Origin of the sequence: Streptomyces pallidus (ex Mingjun et al. 2026), from assembly GCF_051550185.1 — a bacterium.
Lineage (GTDB): Bacteria > Actinomycetota > Actinomycetes > Streptomycetales > Streptomycetaceae > Streptomyces.
In genome coordinates, this window is the sequence record NZ_CP196181.1 from 5,523,982 (window position 1) to 5,544,331 (window position 20,350).

Annotated in this window: 18 protein-coding genes and 1 riboswitch; of the genes, 14 read left to right on the forward strand and 4 right to left on the reverse strand. The window is 72.5% G+C overall.

The features are described from left to right. Nucleotides 1-90: 90 nt before the first annotated feature. Nucleotides 91-492, reverse strand: coding sequence for a hypothetical protein (locus tag ACSHWO_RS24455; RefSeq protein ID WP_361088393.1), 402 nt, complete (start codon nt 490-492; stop codon nt 91-93). Nucleotides 493-679: 187 nt separating this feature from the next. Here ACSHWO_RS24455 and ctaE point away from each other — a divergent pair, with 187 nt between their 5' ends. The 7 genes from ctaE to ACSHWO_RS24490 all read left to right on the forward strand — a co-directional run bounded on the left by ctaE (nt 680) and on the right by ACSHWO_RS24490 (nt 8,571). Further along, the gene (ctaE, locus tag ACSHWO_RS24460) at nt 680-1,300 is read left to right on the forward strand and encodes an aa3-type cytochrome oxidase subunit III (protein ID WP_361088390.1); all 621 of its coding nucleotides are present in this window, start codon (nt 680-682) and stop codon (nt 1,298-1,300) included. Between the two features lie 77 nt (nt 1,301-1,377). Continuing rightward, a complete protein-coding gene (gene qcrC, locus ACSHWO_RS24465) occupies nt 1,378-2,187 on the forward strand; it encodes a cytochrome bc1 complex diheme cytochrome c subunit (RefSeq protein ID WP_361088388.1) in 810 nt (269 codons plus the stop codon). Beyond that, entirely contained in the window at nt 2,184-3,242 is a 1,059-nt protein-coding gene (qcrA, locus tag ACSHWO_RS24470; protein WP_361088385.1) for a cytochrome bc1 complex Rieske iron-sulfur subunit, read from the forward strand. The genes qcrC and qcrA overlap by 4 nt, the downstream gene beginning before the upstream one ends. Next, nucleotides 3,239-4,864 (forward strand): cytochrome bc1 complex cytochrome b subunit, encoded by a 1,626-nt coding sequence (gene qcrB / locus ACSHWO_RS24475; RefSeq protein ID WP_361088383.1) that lies wholly within the window; start codon nt 3,239-3,241, stop codon nt 4,862-4,864. The genes qcrA and qcrB overlap by 4 nt, the downstream gene beginning before the upstream one ends. A 148-nt stretch (nt 4,865-5,012) precedes the next feature. Then, the gene (gene trpD / locus ACSHWO_RS24480) at nt 5,013-6,077 is read left to right on the forward strand and encodes an anthranilate phosphoribosyltransferase (protein WP_438314903.1); all 1,065 of its coding nucleotides are present in this window, start codon (nt 5,013-5,015) and stop codon (nt 6,075-6,077) included. Nucleotides 6,078-6,167: 90 nt separating this feature from the next. Further along, nucleotides 6,168-6,284, forward strand: a riboswitch (SAM riboswitch). A 246-nt stretch (nt 6,285-6,530) separates the two neighbouring features. Then, on the forward strand, nt 6,531-7,967 hold the full coding sequence (locus tag ACSHWO_RS24485) for an aminotransferase class V-fold PLP-dependent enzyme (RefSeq protein WP_438314906.1): 1,437 nt from the start codon (nt 6,531-6,533) through the stop codon (nt 7,965-7,967). 13 nt (nt 7,968-7,980) lie between these two features. Next, nucleotides 7,981-8,571: a ferredoxin gene (locus tag ACSHWO_RS24490; protein ID WP_438314909.1), complete on the forward strand. Its 591-nt coding sequence runs from the start codon at nt 7,981-7,983 to the stop codon at nt 8,569-8,571. 53 nt (nt 8,572-8,624) lie between these two features. Here ACSHWO_RS24490 and ACSHWO_RS24495 read toward each other — a convergent pair whose 3' ends face one another. Beyond that, a complete protein-coding gene (locus ACSHWO_RS24495; protein ID WP_361088375.1) occupies nt 8,625-8,906 on the reverse strand; it encodes an Lrp/AsnC family transcriptional regulator in 282 nt (93 codons plus the stop codon). Further along, nucleotides 8,903-9,625 (reverse strand): rhomboid family intramembrane serine protease, encoded by a 723-nt coding sequence (locus ACSHWO_RS24500; protein WP_385823679.1) that lies wholly within the window; start codon nt 9,623-9,625, stop codon nt 8,903-8,905. The genes ACSHWO_RS24495 and ACSHWO_RS24500 overlap by 4 nt, the downstream gene beginning before the upstream one ends. A gap of 127 nt (nt 9,626-9,752) precedes the next feature. On the opposite strand from ACSHWO_RS24500, the gene ACSHWO_RS24505 reads away from it, so the two are divergent. The 7 genes from ACSHWO_RS24505 (at nt 9,753) to ACSHWO_RS24535 (ending at nt 18,370) form a co-directional block, all read left to right on the forward strand. Then, a complete protein-coding gene (locus tag ACSHWO_RS24505; RefSeq protein ID WP_385823629.1) occupies nt 9,753-9,992 on the forward strand; it encodes a hypothetical protein in 240 nt (79 codons plus the stop codon). Between the two features lie 41 nt (nt 9,993-10,033). Beyond that, on the forward strand, nt 10,034-11,398 hold the full coding sequence (locus ACSHWO_RS24510; RefSeq protein WP_438319264.1) for an NYN domain-containing protein: 1,365 nt from the start codon (nt 10,034-10,036) through the stop codon (nt 11,396-11,398). Nucleotides 11,399-11,670: 272 nt separating this feature from the next. After that, complete coding sequence (locus ACSHWO_RS24515) at nt 11,671-12,696, forward strand: C40 family peptidase (protein WP_385823603.1); 1,026 nt, start codon at nt 11,671-11,673, stop codon at nt 12,694-12,696. A 241-nt stretch (nt 12,697-12,937) separates the two neighbouring features. Further along, a complete protein-coding gene (locus ACSHWO_RS24520; RefSeq protein WP_438314915.1) occupies nt 12,938-13,993 on the forward strand; it encodes an NlpC/P60 family protein in 1,056 nt (351 codons plus the stop codon). Between the two features lie 32 nt (nt 13,994-14,025). Further along, complete coding sequence (locus ACSHWO_RS24525; RefSeq protein WP_438314918.1) at nt 14,026-15,255, forward strand: hypothetical protein; 1,230 nt, start codon at nt 14,026-14,028, stop codon at nt 15,253-15,255. Between the two features lie 40 nt (nt 15,256-15,295). Then, a complete protein-coding gene (locus ACSHWO_RS24530) occupies nt 15,296-16,438 on the forward strand; it encodes a glycosyltransferase family 4 protein (RefSeq protein WP_438314921.1) in 1,143 nt (380 codons plus the stop codon). Nucleotides 16,439-16,753: 315 nt separating this feature from the next. After that, nucleotides 16,754-18,370 carry a GMC oxidoreductase gene (locus ACSHWO_RS24535; RefSeq protein ID WP_438314924.1) on the forward strand — a complete coding sequence of 539 codons (1,617 nt, stop codon included), beginning with the start codon at nt 16,754-16,756 and terminating at the stop codon, nt 18,368-18,370. A 52-nt stretch (nt 18,371-18,422) separates the two neighbouring features. Here ACSHWO_RS24535 and ACSHWO_RS24540 read toward each other — a convergent pair whose 3' ends face one another. Continuing rightward, a complete protein-coding gene (locus ACSHWO_RS24540) occupies nt 18,423-20,219 on the reverse strand; it encodes an AMP-dependent synthetase/ligase (protein WP_438314927.1) in 1,797 nt (598 codons plus the stop codon). Nucleotides 20,220-20,350: the final 131 nt, after the last annotated feature.

Here is a 20,350-nt window from a genome sequence, read left to right on the forward strand (position 1 = left end):
ACCGGCGCCGGGGCCCACCGCGGCAGGAGCGGCCCGCGGCCGGTGCGCAGGGGACCGTACGCGGCCCTGCGCACCCGCCGCCCGCCAGCGCTAGGCGTCCAGGGACAGCCGCGCGCGCAGCAGGCGCGCCAGGGCGTCCGCGAACTCCACCGGGTCGACCGGAAGGGTCACCGCCGCGTCCGCACGGCTCCAGGTGGCCAGCCATGCGTCCTGCGGACGGCCCATCAGCAACAGCACCGGCGGGCAGCGGAAGACCTCGTCCTTGATCTGCCGGCACACCCCCATGCCGCCGGCCGGGACGGCCTCCCCGTCCAGGACGCACACGTCGATGCCGCCCGCGTCCAGCTCGGCCAGGACGGCGGGCAGCGTGGCGCACTCCGTGAACTCCACCGGCGGCAGGTCCGCGGCGGGCCGGCGGCCGGCCGCCAGGCGCACCTGCTGCCGGGTGTTCGCGTCGTCGCTGTAGACCAGAACCCGTGCAGTCGACCGCATTTCGTTCCTCCACGCTGCCGTGAACCACGTTGGTGTTGCGCGGGATGCTACTCCTCCCGACCCGGTGTCAACATCGGTTCGCACACCCTCGCGCACGCCTGGTCGATGGGCCGTTCGGGCCCTGCACGGGCACCGGACACTCCGAACGGCACCCCCCGGCGTGAGGGCCGGATAAGCGACCGACATAATGTCGGTCGTGGCGACAGCAACGACAGTAGATACCGGGCACGCGCACCCGACGGTCAATCGACCGAACCTCGTCAGCGTCGGAACCATCATCTGGTTGAGTTCCGAGCTGATGTTCTTCGCGGCCCTCTTCGCGATGTACTTCACCCTGCGATCGGTGACGGGCGCCGAGTATTGGACGGAACAGGCATCGGCCCTGAACCTGCCCTTCTCGGCGACGAACACCACGATCCTGGTGCTCTCCTCCCTCACCTGCCAGCTCGGCGTCTTCGCCGCCGAGCGCGGTGACGTGAAGAAGCTCCGGACGTGGTTCATCATCACGTTCGTCATGGGCGCGATCTTCATCGGCGGCCAGGTGTTCGAGTACACCGAGCTGGTCAAGCACGAGGGCATCTCGCTCTCGTCCGGACCGTACGGCTCGGTCTTCTACCTGACCACCGGCTTCCACGGCCTGCACGTGACGGGCGGCCTCATCGCCTTCCTGCTGGTCCTCGGCCGGACGTACGCCGCCAAGAGGTTCACCCACGAACAGGCCACGTCGGCCATCGTCGTGTCCTACTACTGGCACTTCGTCGATGTCGTCTGGATCGGCCTCTTCGCGACGATCTACCTGATCAAGTAGCGAACACGTCACCGGGCCAGACCCGGCACCGACAGCCAGAAACACCGACGCAGAAGATCCTGACACCGGGGTAATCCGTGAAAAAGCTCTCCGCACGACGACGCCATCCGCTGGCGGCGGTCGTCGTTCTACTCCTCGCGCTGGCGGCCACTGGGGGGCTGTACGCCGCCTTCGCCCCCGCGGGCAAGGCGCAGGCCGATGAAACCGCCCAGTCCCTCGCCATCGAGGAGGGCCAGAAGCTCTACGCCGTGGGTTGCGCAAGCTGCCACGGAACCGGCGGTCAGGGAACCACTGACGGCCCCAGCCTGGTCGGCGTCGGCTCCGCGGCCGTCGACTTCCAGGTGAGCACGGGCCGTATGCCCGCCCAGCAGCCCGGCGCCCAGGTGCCGAAGAAGCCCACCATCTACTCGCAGGCGCAGATCGACCAGCTGGCGGCGTACATCGCCTCCCTCGGCGCCGGTCCGATCACGCCCACCGAGAAGCAGTACAACCCGGCCGGCGCCGACGTCGCCAAGGGTGGCGAGCTGTTCCGCAACAACTGCGCGCAGTGCCACAACTTCACCGGCGAGGGCGGCGCGCTGACCGACGGCAAGTACGCCCCGAACCTCGAGGGCGTCTCGCCGAAGCACATCTACGAGGCCATGCTCACCGGCCCGCAGAACATGCCCTCCTTCCCCGACACCACGATGCCGGAGAAGCAGAAGAAGGACATCATCGCGTACCTCCAGAACGTGAACGGCGAGAAGTCCGTCAGCCCCGGCGGTCTGAAGCTCGGCGGCCTCGGCCCCGTCTCGGAGGGCCTGTTCGGCTGGATCTTCGGTCTGGGTGCGCTGATCGCTGTCGCCGTCTGGGTCGCGGCCCACACCGCTAAGGCCAAGAAGTCATGAGTAGCCAAGACATTCCCGAAGAAAAGCACCTGCCGAGCGAGCAGGGCGACGAGCACCACGCCGGTGTAGCGGTCGCGGACGACCCCTTCGCGGACCCGGGCCTGCCGGTCCACAAGCCGCGTATCCAGGACATCGACGAGCGGGCCGCGAGGCGCTCCGAGCGCACCGTGGCGATGCTGTTCACGGTGTCGATGCTGGCCACGGTCGCGTTCATCGCGTCCTACGTGGTCATCCCGGTCGACAAGATCGTGTTCCTCTTCCCGCTCGGGAAGATCAGCGCGCTCAACTTCGCCCTGGGCATCAGCCTCGGCCTGGCCCTCTTCTGCATCGGCGCGGGCGCGGTCCACTGGGCCCGCACCCTGATGTCGGACGTCGAGGTCGCCGACGACCGCCACGAGGTCGCGGCTTCGCCCGAGGTCAAGGCGAAGGTCATGCAGGACTTCGCCGACGGTGCGAACGAGTCCGGCATCGCCCGCCGTCCGCTGATCCGCAACACGATGCTCGGCGCGCTGGCCATGCTGCCGCTGTCCGCCGTCGTGATCATGCGCGACCTGGGCCCGCTGCCCGAGCAGAAGCTGCGCCACACCCTGTGGGCCAAGGGCAAGCTGCTCATCAACCAGAACACTCTGGAGCCGCTGCGTCCCGAGGACGTCCCGGTCGGTTCGCTGACCTTCGTCATGCCCGAGGGCCTGGAGGAGGACGCGCACGACTTCAACAACGAGATCGCCAAGGCCGCCCTGATGATCGTCCGCATCAAGCCGGAGGACATCAAGGACAAGCAGGAACTCGAGTGGTCCCACGACGGCATCGTCGCCTACTCGAAGATCTGCACCCACGTCGGCTGCCCGATCAGCCTGTACGAGCAGCAGACGCACCACGTGCTCTGCCCGTGCCACCAGTCCACCTTCGACCTCTCCGACGGCGGTCGCGTGATCTTCGGTCCCGCCGGCCACGCACTTCCGCAGCTGCGGATCGGCGTGAACCGCGAAGGTTTCCTTGAGGCGCTCGGCGACTTCGAGGAGCCCGTCGGTCCTGCATTCTGGGAGCGCGGATGAGTACCGCCACTGACACGAAGCGCAAGGCGCCCGCCGGCGAGCGCGTGGCTGACTGGGCGGACGGCCGCCTGGGCATCTACACCCTCGCCAAGGCGAACATGCGCAAGATCTTCCCGGACCACTGGTCCTTCATGCTGGGTGAGGTCTGCCTCTACAGCTTCATCATCATCATCCTCACGGGTGTGTACCTGACGCTGTTCTTCCACCCGAGCATGAACGAGGTCGTGTACCACGGCTCGTACGTGCCGATGCAGGGCGTCCGGATGTCCGAGGCCTTCGCCTCGACGCTGGACATCAGCTTCGACGTCCGCGGTGGTCTGCTCATCCGGCAGATCCACCACTGGGCCGCGCTGATCTTCGTCGCCGGCATGGTCGTGCACATGATGCGCGTCTTCTTCACCGGCGCGTTCCGCAAGCCGCGTGAGGTCAACTGGGTCTTCGGCTTCCTGCTGCTGGTCCTCGGCATGTTCACCGGCTTCACCGGTTACTCCCTGCCGGACGACCTGCTCTCGGGCACCGGTGTCCGCTTCATGGAGGGCGCGATCCTGTCCGTGCCGGTCGTCGGCACGTACATCTCGTTCTTCCTCTTCGGCGGCGAGTTCCCCGGCGGCGACTTCGTCGCCCGGTTCTACTCGATCCACATCCTGCTGCTGCCCGGCATCATGATGGGCCTGCTGGTGGCCCACCTGATCCTGGTCTTCTACCACAAGCACACCCAGTTCGCGGGCCCCGGCAAGACCAACGACAACGTCGTCGGCATGCCGCTGCTGCCGGTCTACATGGCCAAGGCCGGAGGCTTCTTCTTCCTGGTCTTCGGTGTCATCGCGGCCATCGCGGCGATCGCCTCGATCAACCCGATCTGGGCGCTCGGCCCGTACCGCCCGGACCACGTGTCCACCGGTGCGCAGCCCGACTGGTACATGGGTATGCCGGAAGGCCTGATCCGTGCCATGCCCGGTTGGGAGATCAACCTGTGGGGCCACACGCTCGTCCTGGGCGTGTTCATCCCGCTGGTGATCTTCCCGGTGGTCCTCGGCGCGATCGCGGTGTGGCCGTTCATCGAGTCCTGGGTCACCGGCGACAAGCGCGAGCACCACATCCTGGACCGCCCGCGCAACGCTCCGACCCGTACGGCGTTCGGTGTCGCCTGGATCGCGGAGTACATCGTGCTCCTGGTCGGCGGTGGCAACGACATGTTCGCCCAGTACTTCCACCTCTCGATCAACAACATCACCTGGTTCGTCCGCATCGGCTTCTTCGTCGTCCCGGTGGTCGCGTTCATCGCCACCAAGCGGATCTGCCTCGGCCTGCAGCGCCGGGACCACGACAAGGTGCTGCACGGTCGTGAGACCGGTGTCATCAAGCGGCTGCCGCACGGTGAGTTCATCGAGGTCCACGAGCCCCTGGACCAGGCCAAGCTGCACACGCTCACGGCGCACGAGCAGTACAAGCCGCTGGAGCTTGGCCCGACGGTCGACGAGAACGGCGTCGAGCGGAAGGCCAAGGCGTCGGAGAAGCTCCGCGCCAAGCTCAGCCAGGGCATGTACGGCGAAGGCAACCAGATTCCGAAGCCCACGGTGGAGGAGTACAAGGAGATCCAGAGCGGCCACGGCCACCACTGATCCCGCGTGAGGGTCTGATTTCGGTCAGTCCCGGTGTCGCCCACGGCAAGAGCCCCGTCCAGCGAACGGACGGGGCTCTTCGCCGTCTCCCGGCCTGGATAGGCTGAAGGCCTCTTCTCATTCGACTGTGGACCCTCAGGAGCGGACCATGAACGTTGTGACCCCGGCAGGCGGCGACAGCGTGGCGGCCCGTGCCTGGCCGACCGTACTGGACGCGCTGCTCTCGGGCCGGGACCTGCACGCCGACGACACGGCGTGGGCCATGGACCGGATCATGCGCGGGGAGGCCACCGACGCCCAGATCGCGGGCTTCGCGGTCGCCCTGCGGGCCAAGGGGGAGACGGTCGAGGAGATCAACGGCCTGGTGCGGACCATGTACGCGCACGCCAACCTGATCGAGGTGCCCGGCCGGACCGTGGACATCGTCGGCACCGGCGGCGACGGCGCCAAGACCGTGAACATCTCGACCATGTCCTCCATCGTGGTGGCCGGAGCCGGCGCCAAGGTGGTCAAGCACGGCAACCGGGCCGCGTCCTCGGCGAGCGGGGCCTCCGACGTGCTGGAGAAGCTGGGCGTCAACCTGGACCTGGCCCCGGCCCGGGTGGCCCGGGTCGCCGAGGAGGCCGGCATCACCTTCTGCTTCGCCGTGAAGTTCCACCCGGCGCTGCGGCACGTGGCCCCGGCCCGCCGCGAGCTGGGCATCCGCACCACCTTCAACTTCCTCGGCCCGCTGACGAACCCGGCGCGGGTCCGGGCGCAGGCCACCGGCGTCGCCGACGCCCGGATGGCGCCCATCGTCGCGGGCGTGCTCGCGGAGCGGGGCTCCTCGGCCCTGGTGTTCCGCGGGGACGACGGCCTGGACGAACTGACCACCACCGCCACCTCCCGGGTCTGGTGGGTGCGCGACGGGCGGGTGCAGGAGCAGGCCTTCGACCCGCGCGACGTGGGGATCGGCCTGGTGGACGTCGCGGAGCTGCGGGGCGCCGACGCCTCGTACAACGCGGACGTCGCCCGGCGGCTGCTGGCCGGCGAGACCGGCCCCGTACGGGACGCGGTGCTGCTGAACTCGGCCGCCGCCCTCGTGGCCCTGGACCCGGGCAGCGGGTCCCTGGAGGAGCAGATCCGGGCGGGCATCGAGCGGGCCGCGGGGGCCATCGACTCGGGCGCGGCCCAGGCCGCCCTGGAGCGCTGGGTGGCCGCCAGCAACGCCTGAACCTGACAGATCATTTTCAGCCAAGACCCCGGTCCGGCATGCGGACCGGGGTCTTGCGCGTGCCGGATCCTGTGGCAGGATGACTGACCAGGTCACGAGTGACAGCGTTTTGGCCCCGGCTTGCTGTCCGGCAACCCTCCTTCCGTGGCGGGGTGCCCCGGGTGATGACCAGGCCGCGGGCAGCGAGGTCCGCGGCAAGCGCGGATCCCTCGACACCAGGGGTCCTGGTCCTCGAGGAGCGTTTTCCGTGAGCAAGCGAATGCGATAGGGCGGCTCCGCCCCTTCTCCACCCCTCGGACAGGGTCCCTTCCCCGCGCGTACCCGGGCAGCCGCGTACGCCCCGGCCCGACCCGTGCTCCGAGGCACTCCCCGTCCCCCGGCCGGCCGCTGCGCCGTACCCGCGGACGGGTGACGTCCGAAGCCGTTCCGCCCTGCCCGCCGGGAGATTCCGCCATGTCCGCATTCCTGAACGCCGCCACCGCCACCGCCGCCACCGTCGTCGCCGCTTCCGCCGCCCCCGTCACCAGCGCGTCCGCGGTCTCCGACGCCGACGGCGCCGCCTGTGCCGGGCCGCTCCCGGTCCTCGGCCGCGACGTCACCGTCCCGCTCGTCACCGGCGGCGAAGTCACCTACGCGGCCCTCGACTACGCCGCCAGCGCCCCCGCCCTGCAGCGCGTCTGGGACGACGTCGCCGCGTACGCCCCCTACTACGGCAGCGTGCACCGCGGGGCGGGCTACCTCTCGCAGCTCTCCACCGACCTGTTCGAGCAGAGCCGGGCCGCGGTCGCCGCGTTCCTCGACTGCCGTCCGGCCGACCAGGTGGTCTTCACCCGCTCCACCACCGACTCCCTCAACCTGCTCGCCTCCGCCCTGCCCGCCGACTGCCGGGTCTTCGTCTTCGAGACCGAGCACCACGCCTCGCTGCTGCCGTGGGACGACGCCCGGGTCGCCTACCTCGACGCGCCGCGCACCCCGGACGAGGCCGTCGCCACCCTGGAGCGGGCCCTCGCCGACCGCGACCCCCACGGCCCGGCCCTCGTCTGCGTCACCGGCGCCTCCAACGTCACCGGAGAGCTGTGGCCGGTGCGGGAGCTCGCCGCCGCCGCGCACGCCCACGGCGCCCGGATCGTCCTCGACGCCGCCCAGCTGGCCCCCCACCACCCCGTTTCCGTACGGGACCTCGACGTGGACTGGGTGGCCTTCTCCGGGCACAAGCTGTACGCGCCCTTCGGCTCGGGCGTGCTGGCCGGCCGGGCCGACTGGCTCCGGCAGGCGCAGCCGTACCTGGCCGGCGGCGGGGCCTCCCGTACCGTCGCCCGCCGCGCGGACGGCGGCGTCGACGTCGAATGGCACACCACGGCCGCCCGGCACGAGGCCGGATCCCCCAACGTCATCGGCGTCTACGCCATCGCCTCGGCCTGCCGCGCCCTGACCGAGGCGGGCTTCGACCGGCTCGTCGCCCGCGAGCACGAGCTGATCGCGCGGGTCCGCGCGGGCCTCGCGGACGTCCCGCAGGTCCGGATCCTCTCCCTGTTCGGGGACGACGCCCCGCGCGTCGGCGTCCTCTCGTTCGTGGTGGAGGGCTGGAACAGCTCCCACTTCGCCGCGGCCCTGTCGGCCGAGTACGGCATCGGCGTCCGCGACGGCCTGTTCTGCGCCCACCCGCTGGTGCGCACCCTGCTCGGCAGCGCCCCGCAGGAGCCCGGCGCGTGCGGGGCGCCGGAAGCCGCGCCGGGGGAGAGGTCGCTGAACGCGATCCGGGTGAGCTTCGGCGCCGGCACCCCCGACGAGCACGTGGAGCGGTTCGTCCGCGCGGTCCGGGAGCTGGTCACCGAGGGCGCCCGGTGGCAGTACCGCACGGAGGACGGCCGCTGCGTCCCCGCCGTGTGACATGCTTCCGGCCGTGACGCACACCGCCTACTGGGACCCGCTGCCGACCGTCCGGGCAGCCGCCGGACACCCGCTGCCCCAGTGGACCCCCGGCTGCGGTCTCGTCGCCGCGGACTGGTCGGCGGCCGAGCCCGGCCTGTGGGAGAAGCGCAGCTGGCGGGACGTCCCCGGGCCGTTCTACGCGGCCGACACCGACACCTGCTGGACCGGACGGCTGTGCGCGCCCGGTCACGTGATGTACGACGACGAGTACGGCCAGGAGTTCGTCTACCGCCAGCCGCGCACGCAGCAGGAGACCCACGACCTGCTGTGCGCCGCGGAGTGCGACCCCTTTGCCGGATACGGAGCCGACGGGGACGCGCACTGGACCCCCGAGCTGGTCAGGGACTGGTGGCGGGAACGGGAACGGGTCCGCGAGTGGGCCGCGCGCATCGAGCGCACCTGGTCCGTGTCCCTGCACGAGGGCGAGCGGGAGGCGGCCGGCGGGGCGCGGGCGTACCTCGCCCACATCGACGGGGACCTCGCGGACTACCTGCGCGGCTACCTGTTCTGGCTCGCCGAGCGCCGGCCGGCAGGGCCCGGCGAGGCCCTGCCGCGGCTCTGACGCCGGGCGCGGCGACGAGCGGCGACGCGGCGACGGGCGCCGGCGCGCGGCGGCTAGTTGTCCAGGCCGATGGCGAAGGCCGCTTCCAGGTCGTGCTGGGAGTAGGTGCGGAACGCCACGTGCGTGTCCGTCGCCTCCACGCCCGGGATCTTGCTGATGCGGCCGGGGATGATGTCCGCCAGGTTGTCGTGGCGGGCCACGCGCACCAGGGCGATGAGGTCGTAGGTGCCCGTGACGGAGTAGACCTCGCTCACGTTGTCCAGCGCCGCGATGGACTCGGCGATCTCGGGGATGCGGTCCACGCTGGTCTTGATGAGCACGATCGCGGTGATCATGGCTGGCTGTCTCCCTCGGTGGCCGTCGCTGGTCGCCTCACTCTAGTCGTACGCCGGTAGCGCACCCATGCGTGGACGAAGCCGAGGGAGAAGCCCACCAGGTGCGCCAGGTACGCCACCCCGGGTCCGCTGCCCGCCCGGTGCGCCGCCACCCACTGCAGGGCGAACCAGAACAGCAGCACGAGCCATGCGGGCAACCGCAGCGGCAGGAAGAACAGGAAGGGGAACAGGCTCGTCACCCGGGCGCGCGGGAACAGGTACAGGAACGCCCCCAGCACGGCGGAGATCGCACCCGACGCGCCGACCAGCGTCTCCCCGGAGGCGGCGTTGGCCGCGGCGTACGCCGCGAGCGCGAGGTAGCCCGTGCAGACGTAGAAGCAGAGGAAGGCGGCGCGGCCCATCCGCTCCTCCGTCATCGCCCCGAAGACGTGCAGGAAGAGCAGGTTGCCCAGCAGGTGCAGCCAGCTGCCGTGGACGAACAGGGCGGTCAGCGGGGTCAGCAGCGCCCGCACGGACCCCCCGAACAGTTCGTCCGGGACCACGCCCCAGTGCCGGAAGTACGCGGTCCCCGTCTCCAGCAGCCGGTCACCGGTCCCGTACGAGGGGTTCAGGCCCGAGGCCGGACCGACCAGGAACACCGCGCAGCAGGCGGCGATCAGCGCGTGGGTGACCACCGGGCCCCGGGCGGCCGTGCGCAGGGTCCGCCACTTTACGATCATGCGATTGAGCATGACCCGACCGGCCCCTTCCCACGCCCCGGCAGGCCGTAGGGTTACGTGCTGCGGTCCGCCGATTCCTACGGACGGCGGCTTTAATTGAAAGAGCTACGAAGGAGAGTGCGGCCTGATGACGGTTCCCCTGCCGACCGACGGCACCCGGTGGCGTTGCACCCTGTGCGGCAACCTCACGCGTTTCGACGTCACTCGTTCGTCGAAGGTCGTGGAGTACGTCCACCTGGACCTCGCCGGGGAGCCCAAGGTCGAGGAGCGCGAGGTGGTCAGTGAGACCATCGAGTCGGTCCGCTGCCGCTGGTGCAACGCGGTGGACCAGATCGAACTTGTGGACAGGCCGGGCGCGGACTCCTGACGGAGCCGCGCCCCACCGAGAAGACACGGTAGGGGTGACGGATTGTGGAGCCAGGAAGCGGCGCTGACCCGGCCGATGCGGCCGACGCCGCCGCCGAGGTGCTCGACCGCCCGCTGCCGGAGGGCGTGCGGCGCAGGGTCGTCGCGCTCGTCTCGGACGCCTTCGGCGCCCTGACGGTCGCGGACCTGCCGGGACAGCTGCGCCAGTACGCCCGGTTCACCCCGAGTCGGCGCGCCAAGTTCGCGGGCAACGCCATGGCCGCGGCCGTGGAGACGGACGCCGTCTTCCGCGGCCGCGTCGCCGAGAAGGTGCGCGAGGCCCAGGCGGAGCTGGCCGGGGCGCTGGAGTCCGGCGCCCCGCCCGCGGCCGCCGACCCGCTGGACGTGGCCGCCGCCGCGTACGTCCTGCGGCCGCCGGGCTGGGTGAAGATGGTGGCCGCCGCGGGCGAGGAGGCGCAGCGCGTCGACGCCGAGCGGGCGGACGAGGAGGCGCGGCGCGAGGCGGACCGGCTCCGCGAGGAGCTGGCCCACGTGCGGGAGCTCCAGCGGCACGGCGGCGAGCAGGTGCGCGGCGAGCTGGAGGCGGCCCGGAAGGAAGCGGAATCGCTTCAGCGCAAGCTGCGCAGCGCCCTGAGCGACGTCAAGCGGGGCGAGGCGGCCCTGCGCAAGCTGACGGCCGAGATCGAGGGGATCCGTGCCGAGGCGGCCGGGCAGGTGGCGGCCGCCGAGAGCGAGTCGCGCCGGCTCAAGTCCCGGCTGGCGGAGGCCGAGGCGGCGCTGGAGACCTCCCGCCGGGCCGTGCGCGAGGGCCGCAGCGTCGAGGACATGCGGCTGCGGCTGCTGCTGGACACGGTGCTGGACGCGGCCCAGGGGCTGCGCCGGGAACTGGCGCTGCCACCGGTGTCGACGCGGCCCGCCGAGACGGTGGACGCGGTGGAGCCGGGCCGGATGAGTCCGAAGGACATCGCGGCGCGGGCGCTGTCGGAGACCGATCCGGCGCTGCTGGACCAGTTGTTGGCGCTGCCTCAGGTGCACCTCGTCGTCGACGGCTACAACGTGACCAAGACCGGCTATCCGACGATGCCGCTGGAGAAGCAGCGGCTGCGGCTGCTGGGCGGGCTGTCGATGCTGGCCGCGCAGACCGGCGCGGAGATCACCTGCGTCTTCGACGGGGCGGAGCTGGCCGCGCCGGTGCTGCTGGCGCCACCGCGCGGGGTGCGGGTGCTGTTCTCCAAGCCGGGCGTCACGGCGGACGAGCTGATCCGCCAGCTGGTGCGCGCGGAGCCGCCGGGCCGGCCGGTGGTCGTGGTCTCGACGGACCGCGAGGTGGCCGACGGGGTGGCGGCGGCCGGAGCCCGACCCGTAACGTCCGCTTTGCTCCTGAAGCGGCTTTCGCGCGTTTCCTAACTCCTCGACGTAATGCCCGATTTGGTCGCACCGTTGGGGAACGTACCGTCAACTCGCCGGTACGGAGCGTGCAGTGAAGGTAAAGAACCTGGTCGGGGGCCGGGTTTTTTCCGGAGGGGATTTGAAGTGATCAAGCGGGGGTCACTAGGGTCTGCTCAAACCTTCGTGCGGTAGATCACCCATTCGGGGTGTCGGCGGGGGTGTCGCCGGCCTGCGCGCGCGTGACGCGCCGCGCCCCCTCTCCCGGCGGTGCGAGTAAAGGAGCCCGGCTCGTGGCGTCCCACCGTCGACCCAAGCAGCCGGGCCGCGCCCGCGTGACCGTCCTCACCGCCACGGCCGCCGCGGCCGTCGCCCTCTCCGCGCACAGCGCCTCCGCCGCGCCCAACCAGCCCGGCAAGGACGAGGTCAAGGCGAAGGTCGACGCCCTCTACGAGGAGGCGGAGCAGGCCACCGAGAAGTCCAACCAGGCCAAGGAGCGCCAGGAGAAGCTGGAGAAGGAGATCAGCCAGCTCCAGGACCAGGTCGCCCGCGGCCAGGAGGAGCTCAACCAGTTGCGCTCCACGCTCGGTTCGATGGCCAGCGCCCAGTACCGCACCGGCGGCATGGACCAGTCCGTCGCCCTCTTCCTCTCCGGCGACCCCGAGACCTTCCTCGACAAGGCCTCCACCCTCCAGCAGCTGACGGGCAAGCAGGTCGAAGCCGTCCAGAAGATCCAGGCCAAGCAGCGCAGCCTCGCGCAGCAGCGCCAGGAGGCCGCCGGCAAGCTCGCCGACCTCGACGCCACCCGCAAGGAACTCGGCGAGAAGAAGAAGGCCTCGCAGGGCAAGCTCGCCGAGGCCCAGTCCCTCCTCAACACCCTGACCGCGCAGGAGCGCCAGCAGCTCAAGGACGAGGAAGGCCGCGCCAGCCGGAGCGAGACCGAACGCGCCGACCTCGGCAACGTCAAGGCCTCCGGCCGGGCCGGCGCCGCCCTGGAGGCCGCCAAGACCAAGCTGGGCTACGCGTACGTCTCCGGCGCCACCGGCCCCAGCGCCTTCGACTGCTCCGGGCTGACGCAGTGGGCGTACAAGCAGGCGGGCGTCAGCATCTCGCGCACCACCTACACCCAGGTCAACGACGGCACCCGGATCGGCCGCAGCCAGCTCCAGCCCGGCGACCTGGTGTTCTTCTACTCGGACCTGCACCACGTCGGCCTGTACGCCGGCAACGGGATCGTGTTGCACGCCTCGAACCCGCGCGGCGGCATCAAGTACGAGTCGATCAACAACATGCCGTTCCAGTTCGGCGTCCGCGTCTGACCGCGGCCCCCGACCGCCCGGCGCCGTTCCACACCGCCCATCCGGGCGAATTGCACGGCCCCGCCCTGACCCCGCGCCCCGCCCATGACCTGCGTCTGGGGCGGGGCGCCGGCACGTGCGGCCCGCGGCGGTCGTTGGCCGTCGGGTAGCCGCGCGGCTACTGTCTGCCAGCGCGGAACCCGGCACACGGCCGTCCACGGGGGACGGACCCGGTCCCGCGCAGCGGAAGGGAGCGGTCCGCATGGCGTCCCACCGCCGGTCCGGACCCGGCAGCCTCGACCGGTACACCAAGGTCGGCATCCTGACCGTGGCCGCCGCGGCGGCCACCGCCGCCGCCATCACCGCAGTGCCCGCCAGCGCCGCACCGGACCTGCTGAAGGAGCCCTCGGCGAGCGTCCGCGCCCAGGTCGACCGGCTCTACGAGGAAGCCGAACGGGCCACCGAACGCTTCAACGAGGCGGGGGAGCACGCCGACCGGCTCCGCACCGAGATCGGCCGCGCCCAGGACCGACTGGCCCGCGGTCAGGAGCGCATCAACACCATGCGCGGCCTCCTCGGCGCCTTCGCCGGAGCCCAGTACCGCTCCGGCGGCATCGACCCCGCCGTCGAGTTGATGCTGTCCGAAGACCCCGACGAATACCTCGACAGGGCCGCCACCCTCGGCCGGCTGACCGACCGCCAGACCCGGCAGCTCGACGAACTGCGCAAGGAGCAGCGCAAGCTCGGCCAGGAGCGCAGCGAGGCCGCGCGCCGGCTCGCCGAACTCGAAGCCGTACGGGCCGACGTGGCCCGGCAGAAACGCGTCGTCACGGCCAAGCTCGCCGCGGCCCGGCAGCTGCTCAACTCCATGCCCGCCGAGGAACGCGCCGACTTCGAGCGGGCCTCCCGCTCCGACGGCCGCGCGGACGCCCTGCCCGACCCGTCCGCCGGCGGCTCCCCCGGCCCCTCCTCCGGTCGCGCCGCGGCAGCCGTGCGGGCCGCCCGCTCCGTCGTGGGACGGCCCTACATCTGGGGCGCCACCGGCCCCACCGGCTTCGACTGCTCCGGGCTGATGGTGTGGTCGTACCGGCAGGCCGGCGTCTCCCTGCCGCGCACCTCGCAGGCCCAGCGGTACGCCGGCCGCCGGGTCCCGCTGTCCGAGGCCCGGCCCGGGGACCTGGTGACCTACCGCTCCGACGCCAGCCACGTCGGCATGTACGTCGGCAACGGCCAGGTCGTGCACGCCCCCCACCCCGGGGCCCGGGTCCGCTACGACCCCGTCGGCATGATGCCGGTGTCCTCCGTCACCCGCCCCTGAGCGGGGCCCGGCCACAGCACTAGGATCGGCGGATGCCCCCGCGCCGCCGAGCCGCCGCACCGCGGCAGCTGCCGCCGCTGGTGTTCCTGCTGCTCTGCGGGCTGGTGAGCGGGCTGCTCGCCGGCTGCACCGCGCCCGCGTCCGCGCCCGCGCCGGGCGACACCGCCCGCACCGCCCACACCGACGGCACCGCCGACCGCGACGTCCGCGCCGCCGTCGCCGCCTGGGCCCGGCAGCCGCCCGCGCAGCTCGCCGGGATCCCGCTGGAGGGCTGGGCCTACGAGGTCACCGGCGTCCGGCGGGACGGGGCGCGCGCCACCGCCACCGCCGAGCTGCGCTACCGGCTCGCCGGCCACGACACCGCCGCGGCCGGCTCCGCCCGCGAGGTGCGGCTGGGCCTGGCCGGAGGGCAGTGGCGGGTGACCGGCGACGCCCCCGCCCCCGGCGCCCCGCCGCAGCTGTGGGACCAGGGGCCGGTGGCCGTGGTCCGGGGCGCGCACAGCCTCGTCCTCGGCACCGGGCAGGACGGCCCGACCCTGTCCGCGATCGCCGCCGAGGCCGACCGGGCGGTGCCCGCGGTGAACGCCGCCTGGCCGCGGCCGTGGGCCGGGCGGGTCGTGGTGCTGGTCCCCGGATCGGTGGACGCGATGGCGGCGCTGCTCGGGCGGCCGGCCGCCGAGTACCGGGGCATGGCCGCCGTCACCACCGGCAGCGTCGGCGGCGGCCCCGCCCCCGCCGACCGGATCGTCGTCAACCCCCAGGGCTACGCCGAACTCACCGCCGAGGGCCGGGCCGTCGTCCTCACCCACGAGACCACCCACGTCGCCACCCGCTCGGCGACCACCGCCACGACCCCGCTGTGGCTCTCCGAAGGCTTCGCCGACTGGGCGGCGTACCGCGGCACGGACCCCGCCCCCGAGCGCGCCGCACCCGCCCTCGGCCGTGCGGTCCGCGCCGGGCGACCGCCCGCGCAGCTGCCGCGGAACGAGGACTTCGCCTTCGGCGCCGACCCCGAAGCGCTGTCCCGGGCGTACGAGGGCGCCTGGCTGGCCTGCCGGCTCGTCGCACGGCGGTGGGGGGACGCGGCCCTCGTCGACCTGTACGCCCGCGCGGGCCGCGAGCAGCTCCCGGCCGCCCTCCGGGAGGCCCTCGGCACGGACGGGGCCGCCCTGACGGAGGCCTGGCGGCAGGCCCTGCGCGCCGACCTCGGCTCCGGCACCCCGGCGGCTCAGGGCGCGCCGCCGCGGGGGGCCGGGCCGTAGGGGGCGGGCCCGCGGGGCCGTCCGGTACTGTCGGCAGGCGATGCACAAGACGCTGATCGTGACCAACGACTTCCCGCCGCGCCCGGGCGGCATCCAGGCCTTCCTCCACAACATGGCCCTGCGCCTGGACCCCGACCGGATCGTCGTCTACGCCTCCACCTGGAAGCACGGCGCGGAGGGCCGCCAGGCCACCGCCGCCTTCGACGCCGAGCAGCCCTTCCAGGTCGTGCGCGACCGGACGACCATGCTGCTGCCGACCCCGCGGGTCACCCGCCGGGCGGTGGGACTGCTGCGCGAGCACGGCTGTGAGTCCGTGTGGTTCGGGGCCGCCGCCCCGCTCGGCCTGATGGCCCCGGCCCTGCGCCGGGCCGGGGCGCGGCGCATCGTGGCGACCACGCACGGGCACGAGGCCGGCTGGGCGCAGCTGCCGGCGGCGCGGCAGCTGCTGCGCCGGATCGGCGAGGGCACGGACACCCTCACCTACCTGGGCGAGTACACGCGCTCCCGGATCGCCTCGGCACTGACCGGTGCGGCGGCGGACCGGATGGTCCAACTGCCGCCCGGCGTGGACGAGAAGACCTTCCACCCGGAGTCGGGCGGCGACGAGATCCGCGCCCGGCTCGGGCTCTCGGACCGCCCGGTCGTGGTGTGCGTCTCGCGGCTCGTGCCGCGGAAGGGACAGGACACCCTGATCCGGTCCATGCCGCAGATCCTGGCGGCGGTGCCGGACGCCGTGCTGCTGATCGTCGGCGGCGGGCCGTACGAGGCCGACCTGCGGAAGCTGGCCGGCGAGACGGGGGTCGCGGACTCCGTGGTCTTCACCGGGGCCGTCCCCTGGTCCGAGCTGCCCGCCCACTACGGGGCCGGCGACGTCTTCGCCATGCCGTGCCGGACCCGGCGGGGCGGGCTGGACGTCGAGGGGCTCGGGATCGTCTACCTGGAGGCCTCGGCCACCGGTCTGCCGGTGGTGGCGGGGGACTCCGGCGGGGCGCCGGACGCGGTGCTGGACGGGGAGACCGGGTGGGTGGTCCGGGGCGGCGCCCCCGGGGACGCGGCGGACCGCATCGTGGCCCTGCTCCAGGATCCGCAGCTGCGGCGGCGGATGGGGGAGCGGGGCCGGGCGTGGGTGGAGGAGCGGTGGCGGTGGGACCTGCTGGCCGACCACCTCCGCGCCCTGTTGTAGCCGCCCGCTCCCGCCGCCCGCGCGGCCGTCGGGCCGCGGCCCGTTCCGCTGCGCGGGCCTTTTCCCCACTCGCCCCTTCCCGGAACCGGGGCCGGCCCCGGACCCCGGCCTGCGGGCCGGCCGTGGTTGCTCGCGCAGTTCCCCGCGCCCCCGGCAGGGCCCCATCAGGGGCGCGGAGAACTGCGCACCGGCCGTGGACGGCCCGCGCAGCGGACCCGGCGGTGCAGCGGACGGTGTCGACAGAAGGGACTGTCACGGTTGATCGTGGCTGCGCCGGGTATGGGCGGAAGGTCTGGTTCCGCCCATCATGCGGGCATGAACCCCCACCTGACGCGCCGTCACTTCCTGGGTGTCGGCGCACTCCAGACCGCCGCAGCCCTCGGCTTCACCCGCATCGGCCCCGGCTCCGCCGCCGCGGCCGAACCCCCCGCCGCGCAGTACGCCCCCGCCGTCGTCGTCGGCTCCGGCTACGGCGCCGCCGTGGCGGCCCTCCGCCTCGGGCAGGCCGGCGTCCGTACCGTCGTCCTCGAAATGGGACGGCTGTGGAACACCCCCGGCCCGGACGGCAGGGTCTTCCCCTCGACCTCCGCCCCCGACCACCGGTCCATGTGGTTCCGCACGCGCACCGAGGCCCCGCTCGCGACCTTCCTCTGGCTCGACGTCGTCAACCGGGACATCAGCCCCTATCCCGGCGTCCTCGACCGCGTGCACCACGGCGACATGTCCGTCTACGTCGGCCGCGGCGTCGGCGGCGGCTCCCTCGTCAACGGCGGCATGGCGCCCACGCCGCGCCGCTCCTACTTCCAGGAGGTGCTGCCCCGCGTCGACGCCGACGAGATGTACGGCACGTACTTCCCGCGCGCCCGCGCCATGCTCGGCGTGAACGACGTCGACCCGGCCTGGTTCGAGTCCACCGACTGGTACCGCTTCGCCCGCGTCTCCCGCAAGCACGCCCGCAACACCGGCCTGCGGACCGTGTTCGTGCCCAACGTGTACGACTTCGGGTACATGCAGCGCGAGGCGGCCGGCACCGTGGCCCGCTCCGCCCTGGCCGGCGAGGTCATCTACGGCAACAACCACGGCAAGAGGAGCGTGGACAAGACCTACCTGGCGGCCGCCCTCGGCACCGGGAACGTCACCATCGAGACCCTGCAGCGCGTGGTCGGCGTACGGCAGGAGCCGGACGGCACCTACGTGCTCACCGTCCACGGCATCGACCTGTCCGGGCGGGTGACGCAGGTCCGCGAACTCGGCTGCCGGCAGCTCTTCCTCGGCGCCGGGAGCCTCGGCACCACCGAGATCCTGGTGCGGGCCCGCGAGCGCGGCACCCTGCCCGCGCTGAGCGAGAAGGTCGGCCTCGGCTGGGGCCCCAACGGCAACGTCATGACCGCCCGCGCCAACCACCTGTGGGACACCGTCGGCGCCCGCCAGGCCACCATGCCCGCCCTGGGCATCGACGACTGGGACAACGCCGCCAACCCGGTCTTCGCCGAGATCGCCCCGCTGCCGATGGGCATCGAGCACTGGGTCTCGATGTACCTGGCCATCACGAAGAACCCCGAGCGCGGGCACTTCACGTACGACTCGGCCACCGACTCGGTGCGGCTGCAGTGGCGGCGCGAGCAGAACGCGCCCGCCGTGGCCGCCGCGAGGAGCCTGTTCGACCGCATCAACCGGACCAACGTCACCATCTACCGGTACGACCTGTTCGGCGGGAACAGGCCCTTCGCGGACGATTTCACCTACCACCCCCTCGGCGGCTGCGTCCTCGGCGAGGCGACCGACGACCACGGCCGTGCCAGGGGCCACCGGGGGCTGTACGTCGTCGACGGCTCGCTGGTCCCGGGGTCGCTCGGCGTGAACCCGTTCGTCACCATCACCGCCCTCGCGGAACGCAACATGGCCCGGATCCTCGCCGAGGACCCCCGCTGACGCGCAGCGGGCGGACCGGCGGGGACCCGGGCCAGGGGCCGGGGCCCGGCGCTCAGGAGGTGTAGAGCGCCTCGATCTCGTGGGCGAAGTCCTTCGCCACCACGTTGCGCTTCAGCTTCAGCGACGGCGTGATGTGGCCCGACTCCTCCGTGAACTGGGAGGGCAGAATGCGGAATTTCCGCACCGATTCCGCCTTGGAGACCGCCGCGTTGCCGTCGTCCACGGCCTTCTGGACGGCGGCGATGAGGTCCGCGTCCTCGCGCAGGTCCGCCGCCGTCGAGCCGGCCGGCTTGCCGTTCTCCGCGGCCCAACGGCCGAGGAACTCCTCGTCGATGGTGACCAGCGCCGCCACGAAGGGCCGAGCGTCGCCCACCACCATGCACTCCGCGACCAGCGCGTGCGCCCGGATCCGGTCCTCGATCACCGCGGGGGCGACGTTCTTGCCGCCCGCCGTGACGATGAGCTCCTTCTTGCGGCCGGTGATGGTGAGGTAGCCGTCCTCGTCGAGGGTGCCGACGTCGCCGGTGTGGAACCAGCCGTCGGTGAGCGCCTCGGCGGTCGCCGCCTCGTTCTGCCAGTAGCCCTGGAAGACCTGCTCGCCGTGGAGCAGCACCTCGCCGTCGTCGGCGATCCGCACCACCGAGCCGGGCAGCGGCTGGCCCACCGAGCCGATCTTCGGCCGGTCCCACGGGTTGAACGCCGTCGCCGCGCAGGACTCCGTCAGGCCGTAGCCCTCCAGCACCGTGAAGCCGATGCCGCGGAAGAAGTGGCCGAGGCGCTCGCCCAGCGGCGCGCCGCCGGAGATCGCGTACTCGCCGCGGCCGCCGAGGACCGCGTGCAGCTTGCGGTAGACCAGCTTCGAGAACAGCTTGTGCTTCAGCCGCAGGCCGAAGGACGGGCCGGCCGGGGTGTCCAGCGCCCGGCTGTACGCGATGGCCGTCTCGGCCGCCGCGTCGAAGATCTTGCCCTTGCCGTCGGCCTGGGCCTTGGCGCGCGCCGAGTTGTAGACCTTCTCGAAGACCCGCGGCACGCCGAGGATCAGCGTCGGCCGGAAGGACTGGAGCTCGTCCGTCAGGTTCCTGATGTCCGGTACGCAGCCCAGGCGGATCGGCGCCAGCACGGCCGCCACCTCCACCAGGCGCCCGAAGACGTGCGCGGCCGGCAGGAACAGCAGCACCGAGCACTCGCCCGTGCGGAACAGCGGGCTCAGCCGCTCCACCACGTTGCCGCACTCGGCGAAGAAGTTGCGGTGGGTCAGCACACAGCCCTTGGGGCGGCCGGTGGTGCCCGAGGTGTAGACGATGGTGGCCGGGTCGTCGGCGTTCGCCAGCGAGCTGCGCTCGTCGACCTCGGCGTCGGAGATCCCGGCGCCCGCGGCCTTCAGCGTCTCCGCGGCGCCCTGATCGATCTCCCAGACCTCGCGCAGCTCCGGCAGCCGGTCGCGCAGCGAGGCCACGGCCTCGCTGTGGGCCGAGCCCTCCACGACCACCGCGACGGCCCCGGAGTCGCCGAGGATCCACTGGATCTGCTCCGGCGAGCTGGTCTCGTACACGGGCACGGTAACGCCGCCCGCGGTCCAGATCGCGAAGTCGATCAGCACCCACTCGTAGCGGGTGCGGGAGATCAGGCCGACCCGGTCACCGGGCCGCACACCGGCCGCGATCAGGCCCTTGGCGGTGGCGCGGACCTCGGCGAGGAACTCCTTCGCCGTGACGTCCTCCCACCGGCCGCCGACCTTGCGCCCCATGACGGCGGTGTCCGGATGCTGCGCTGCGTTGCGGCGGATGAGATCCGTCAGGTTCCCGTCCGACGGGACCTCGTACAGGGCCGGAAGGCTGAACTCGCGCAAGACAACTGCTCCTCTGGGCGCCATCGCCACCGTGTGGACCGACCGGACGTTACCCACCGGTAGTGGGTTCCCGATAGGGGGAACCGGCCAGATGTTCCGTGCGTCACATGACGCGGCACTGCCCTGCCGAC

Coding starts and splice junctions, on each gene's coding strand:
- ACSHWO_RS24455 (WP_361088393.1), bottom strand. CDS start 492: ATGCGGTCGACTGCACGGGTTCTGGTCTACAGCGACGACGCGAACACC.
- ctaE (WP_361088390.1), top strand. CDS start 680: ATGTCGGTCGTGGCGACAGCAACGACAGTAGATACCGGGCACGCGCAC.
- qcrA (WP_361088385.1), top strand. CDS start 2,184: ATGAGTAGCCAAGACATTCCCGAAGAAAAGCACCTGCCGAGCGAGCAG.
- qcrB (WP_361088383.1), top strand. CDS start 3,239: ATGAGTACCGCCACTGACACGAAGCGCAAGGCGCCCGCCGGCGAGCGC.
- trpD (WP_438314903.1), top strand. CDS start 5,013: ATGAACGTTGTGACCCCGGCAGGCGGCGACAGCGTGGCGGCCCGTGCC.
- ACSHWO_RS24485 (WP_438314906.1), top strand. CDS start 6,531: ATGTCCGCATTCCTGAACGCCGCCACCGCCACCGCCGCCACCGTCGTC.
- ACSHWO_RS24495 (WP_361088375.1), bottom strand. CDS start 8,906: ATGATCACCGCGATCGTGCTCATCAAGACCAGCGTGGACCGCATCCCC.
- ACSHWO_RS24500 (WP_385823679.1), bottom strand. CDS start 9,625: ATGATCGTAAAGTGGCGGACCCTGCGCACGGCCGCCCGGGGCCCGGTG.
- ACSHWO_RS24505 (WP_385823629.1), top strand. CDS start 9,753: ATGACGGTTCCCCTGCCGACCGACGGCACCCGGTGGCGTTGCACCCTG.
- ACSHWO_RS24520 (WP_438314915.1), top strand. CDS start 12,938: ATGGCGTCCCACCGCCGGTCCGGACCCGGCAGCCTCGACCGGTACACC.
- ACSHWO_RS24525 (WP_438314918.1), top strand. CDS start 14,026: ATGCCCCCGCGCCGCCGAGCCGCCGCACCGCGGCAGCTGCCGCCGCTG.
- ACSHWO_RS24530 (WP_438314921.1), top strand. CDS start 15,296: ATGCACAAGACGCTGATCGTGACCAACGACTTCCCGCCGCGCCCGGGC.
- ACSHWO_RS24535 (WP_438314924.1), top strand. CDS start 16,754: ATGAACCCCCACCTGACGCGCCGTCACTTCCTGGGTGTCGGCGCACTC.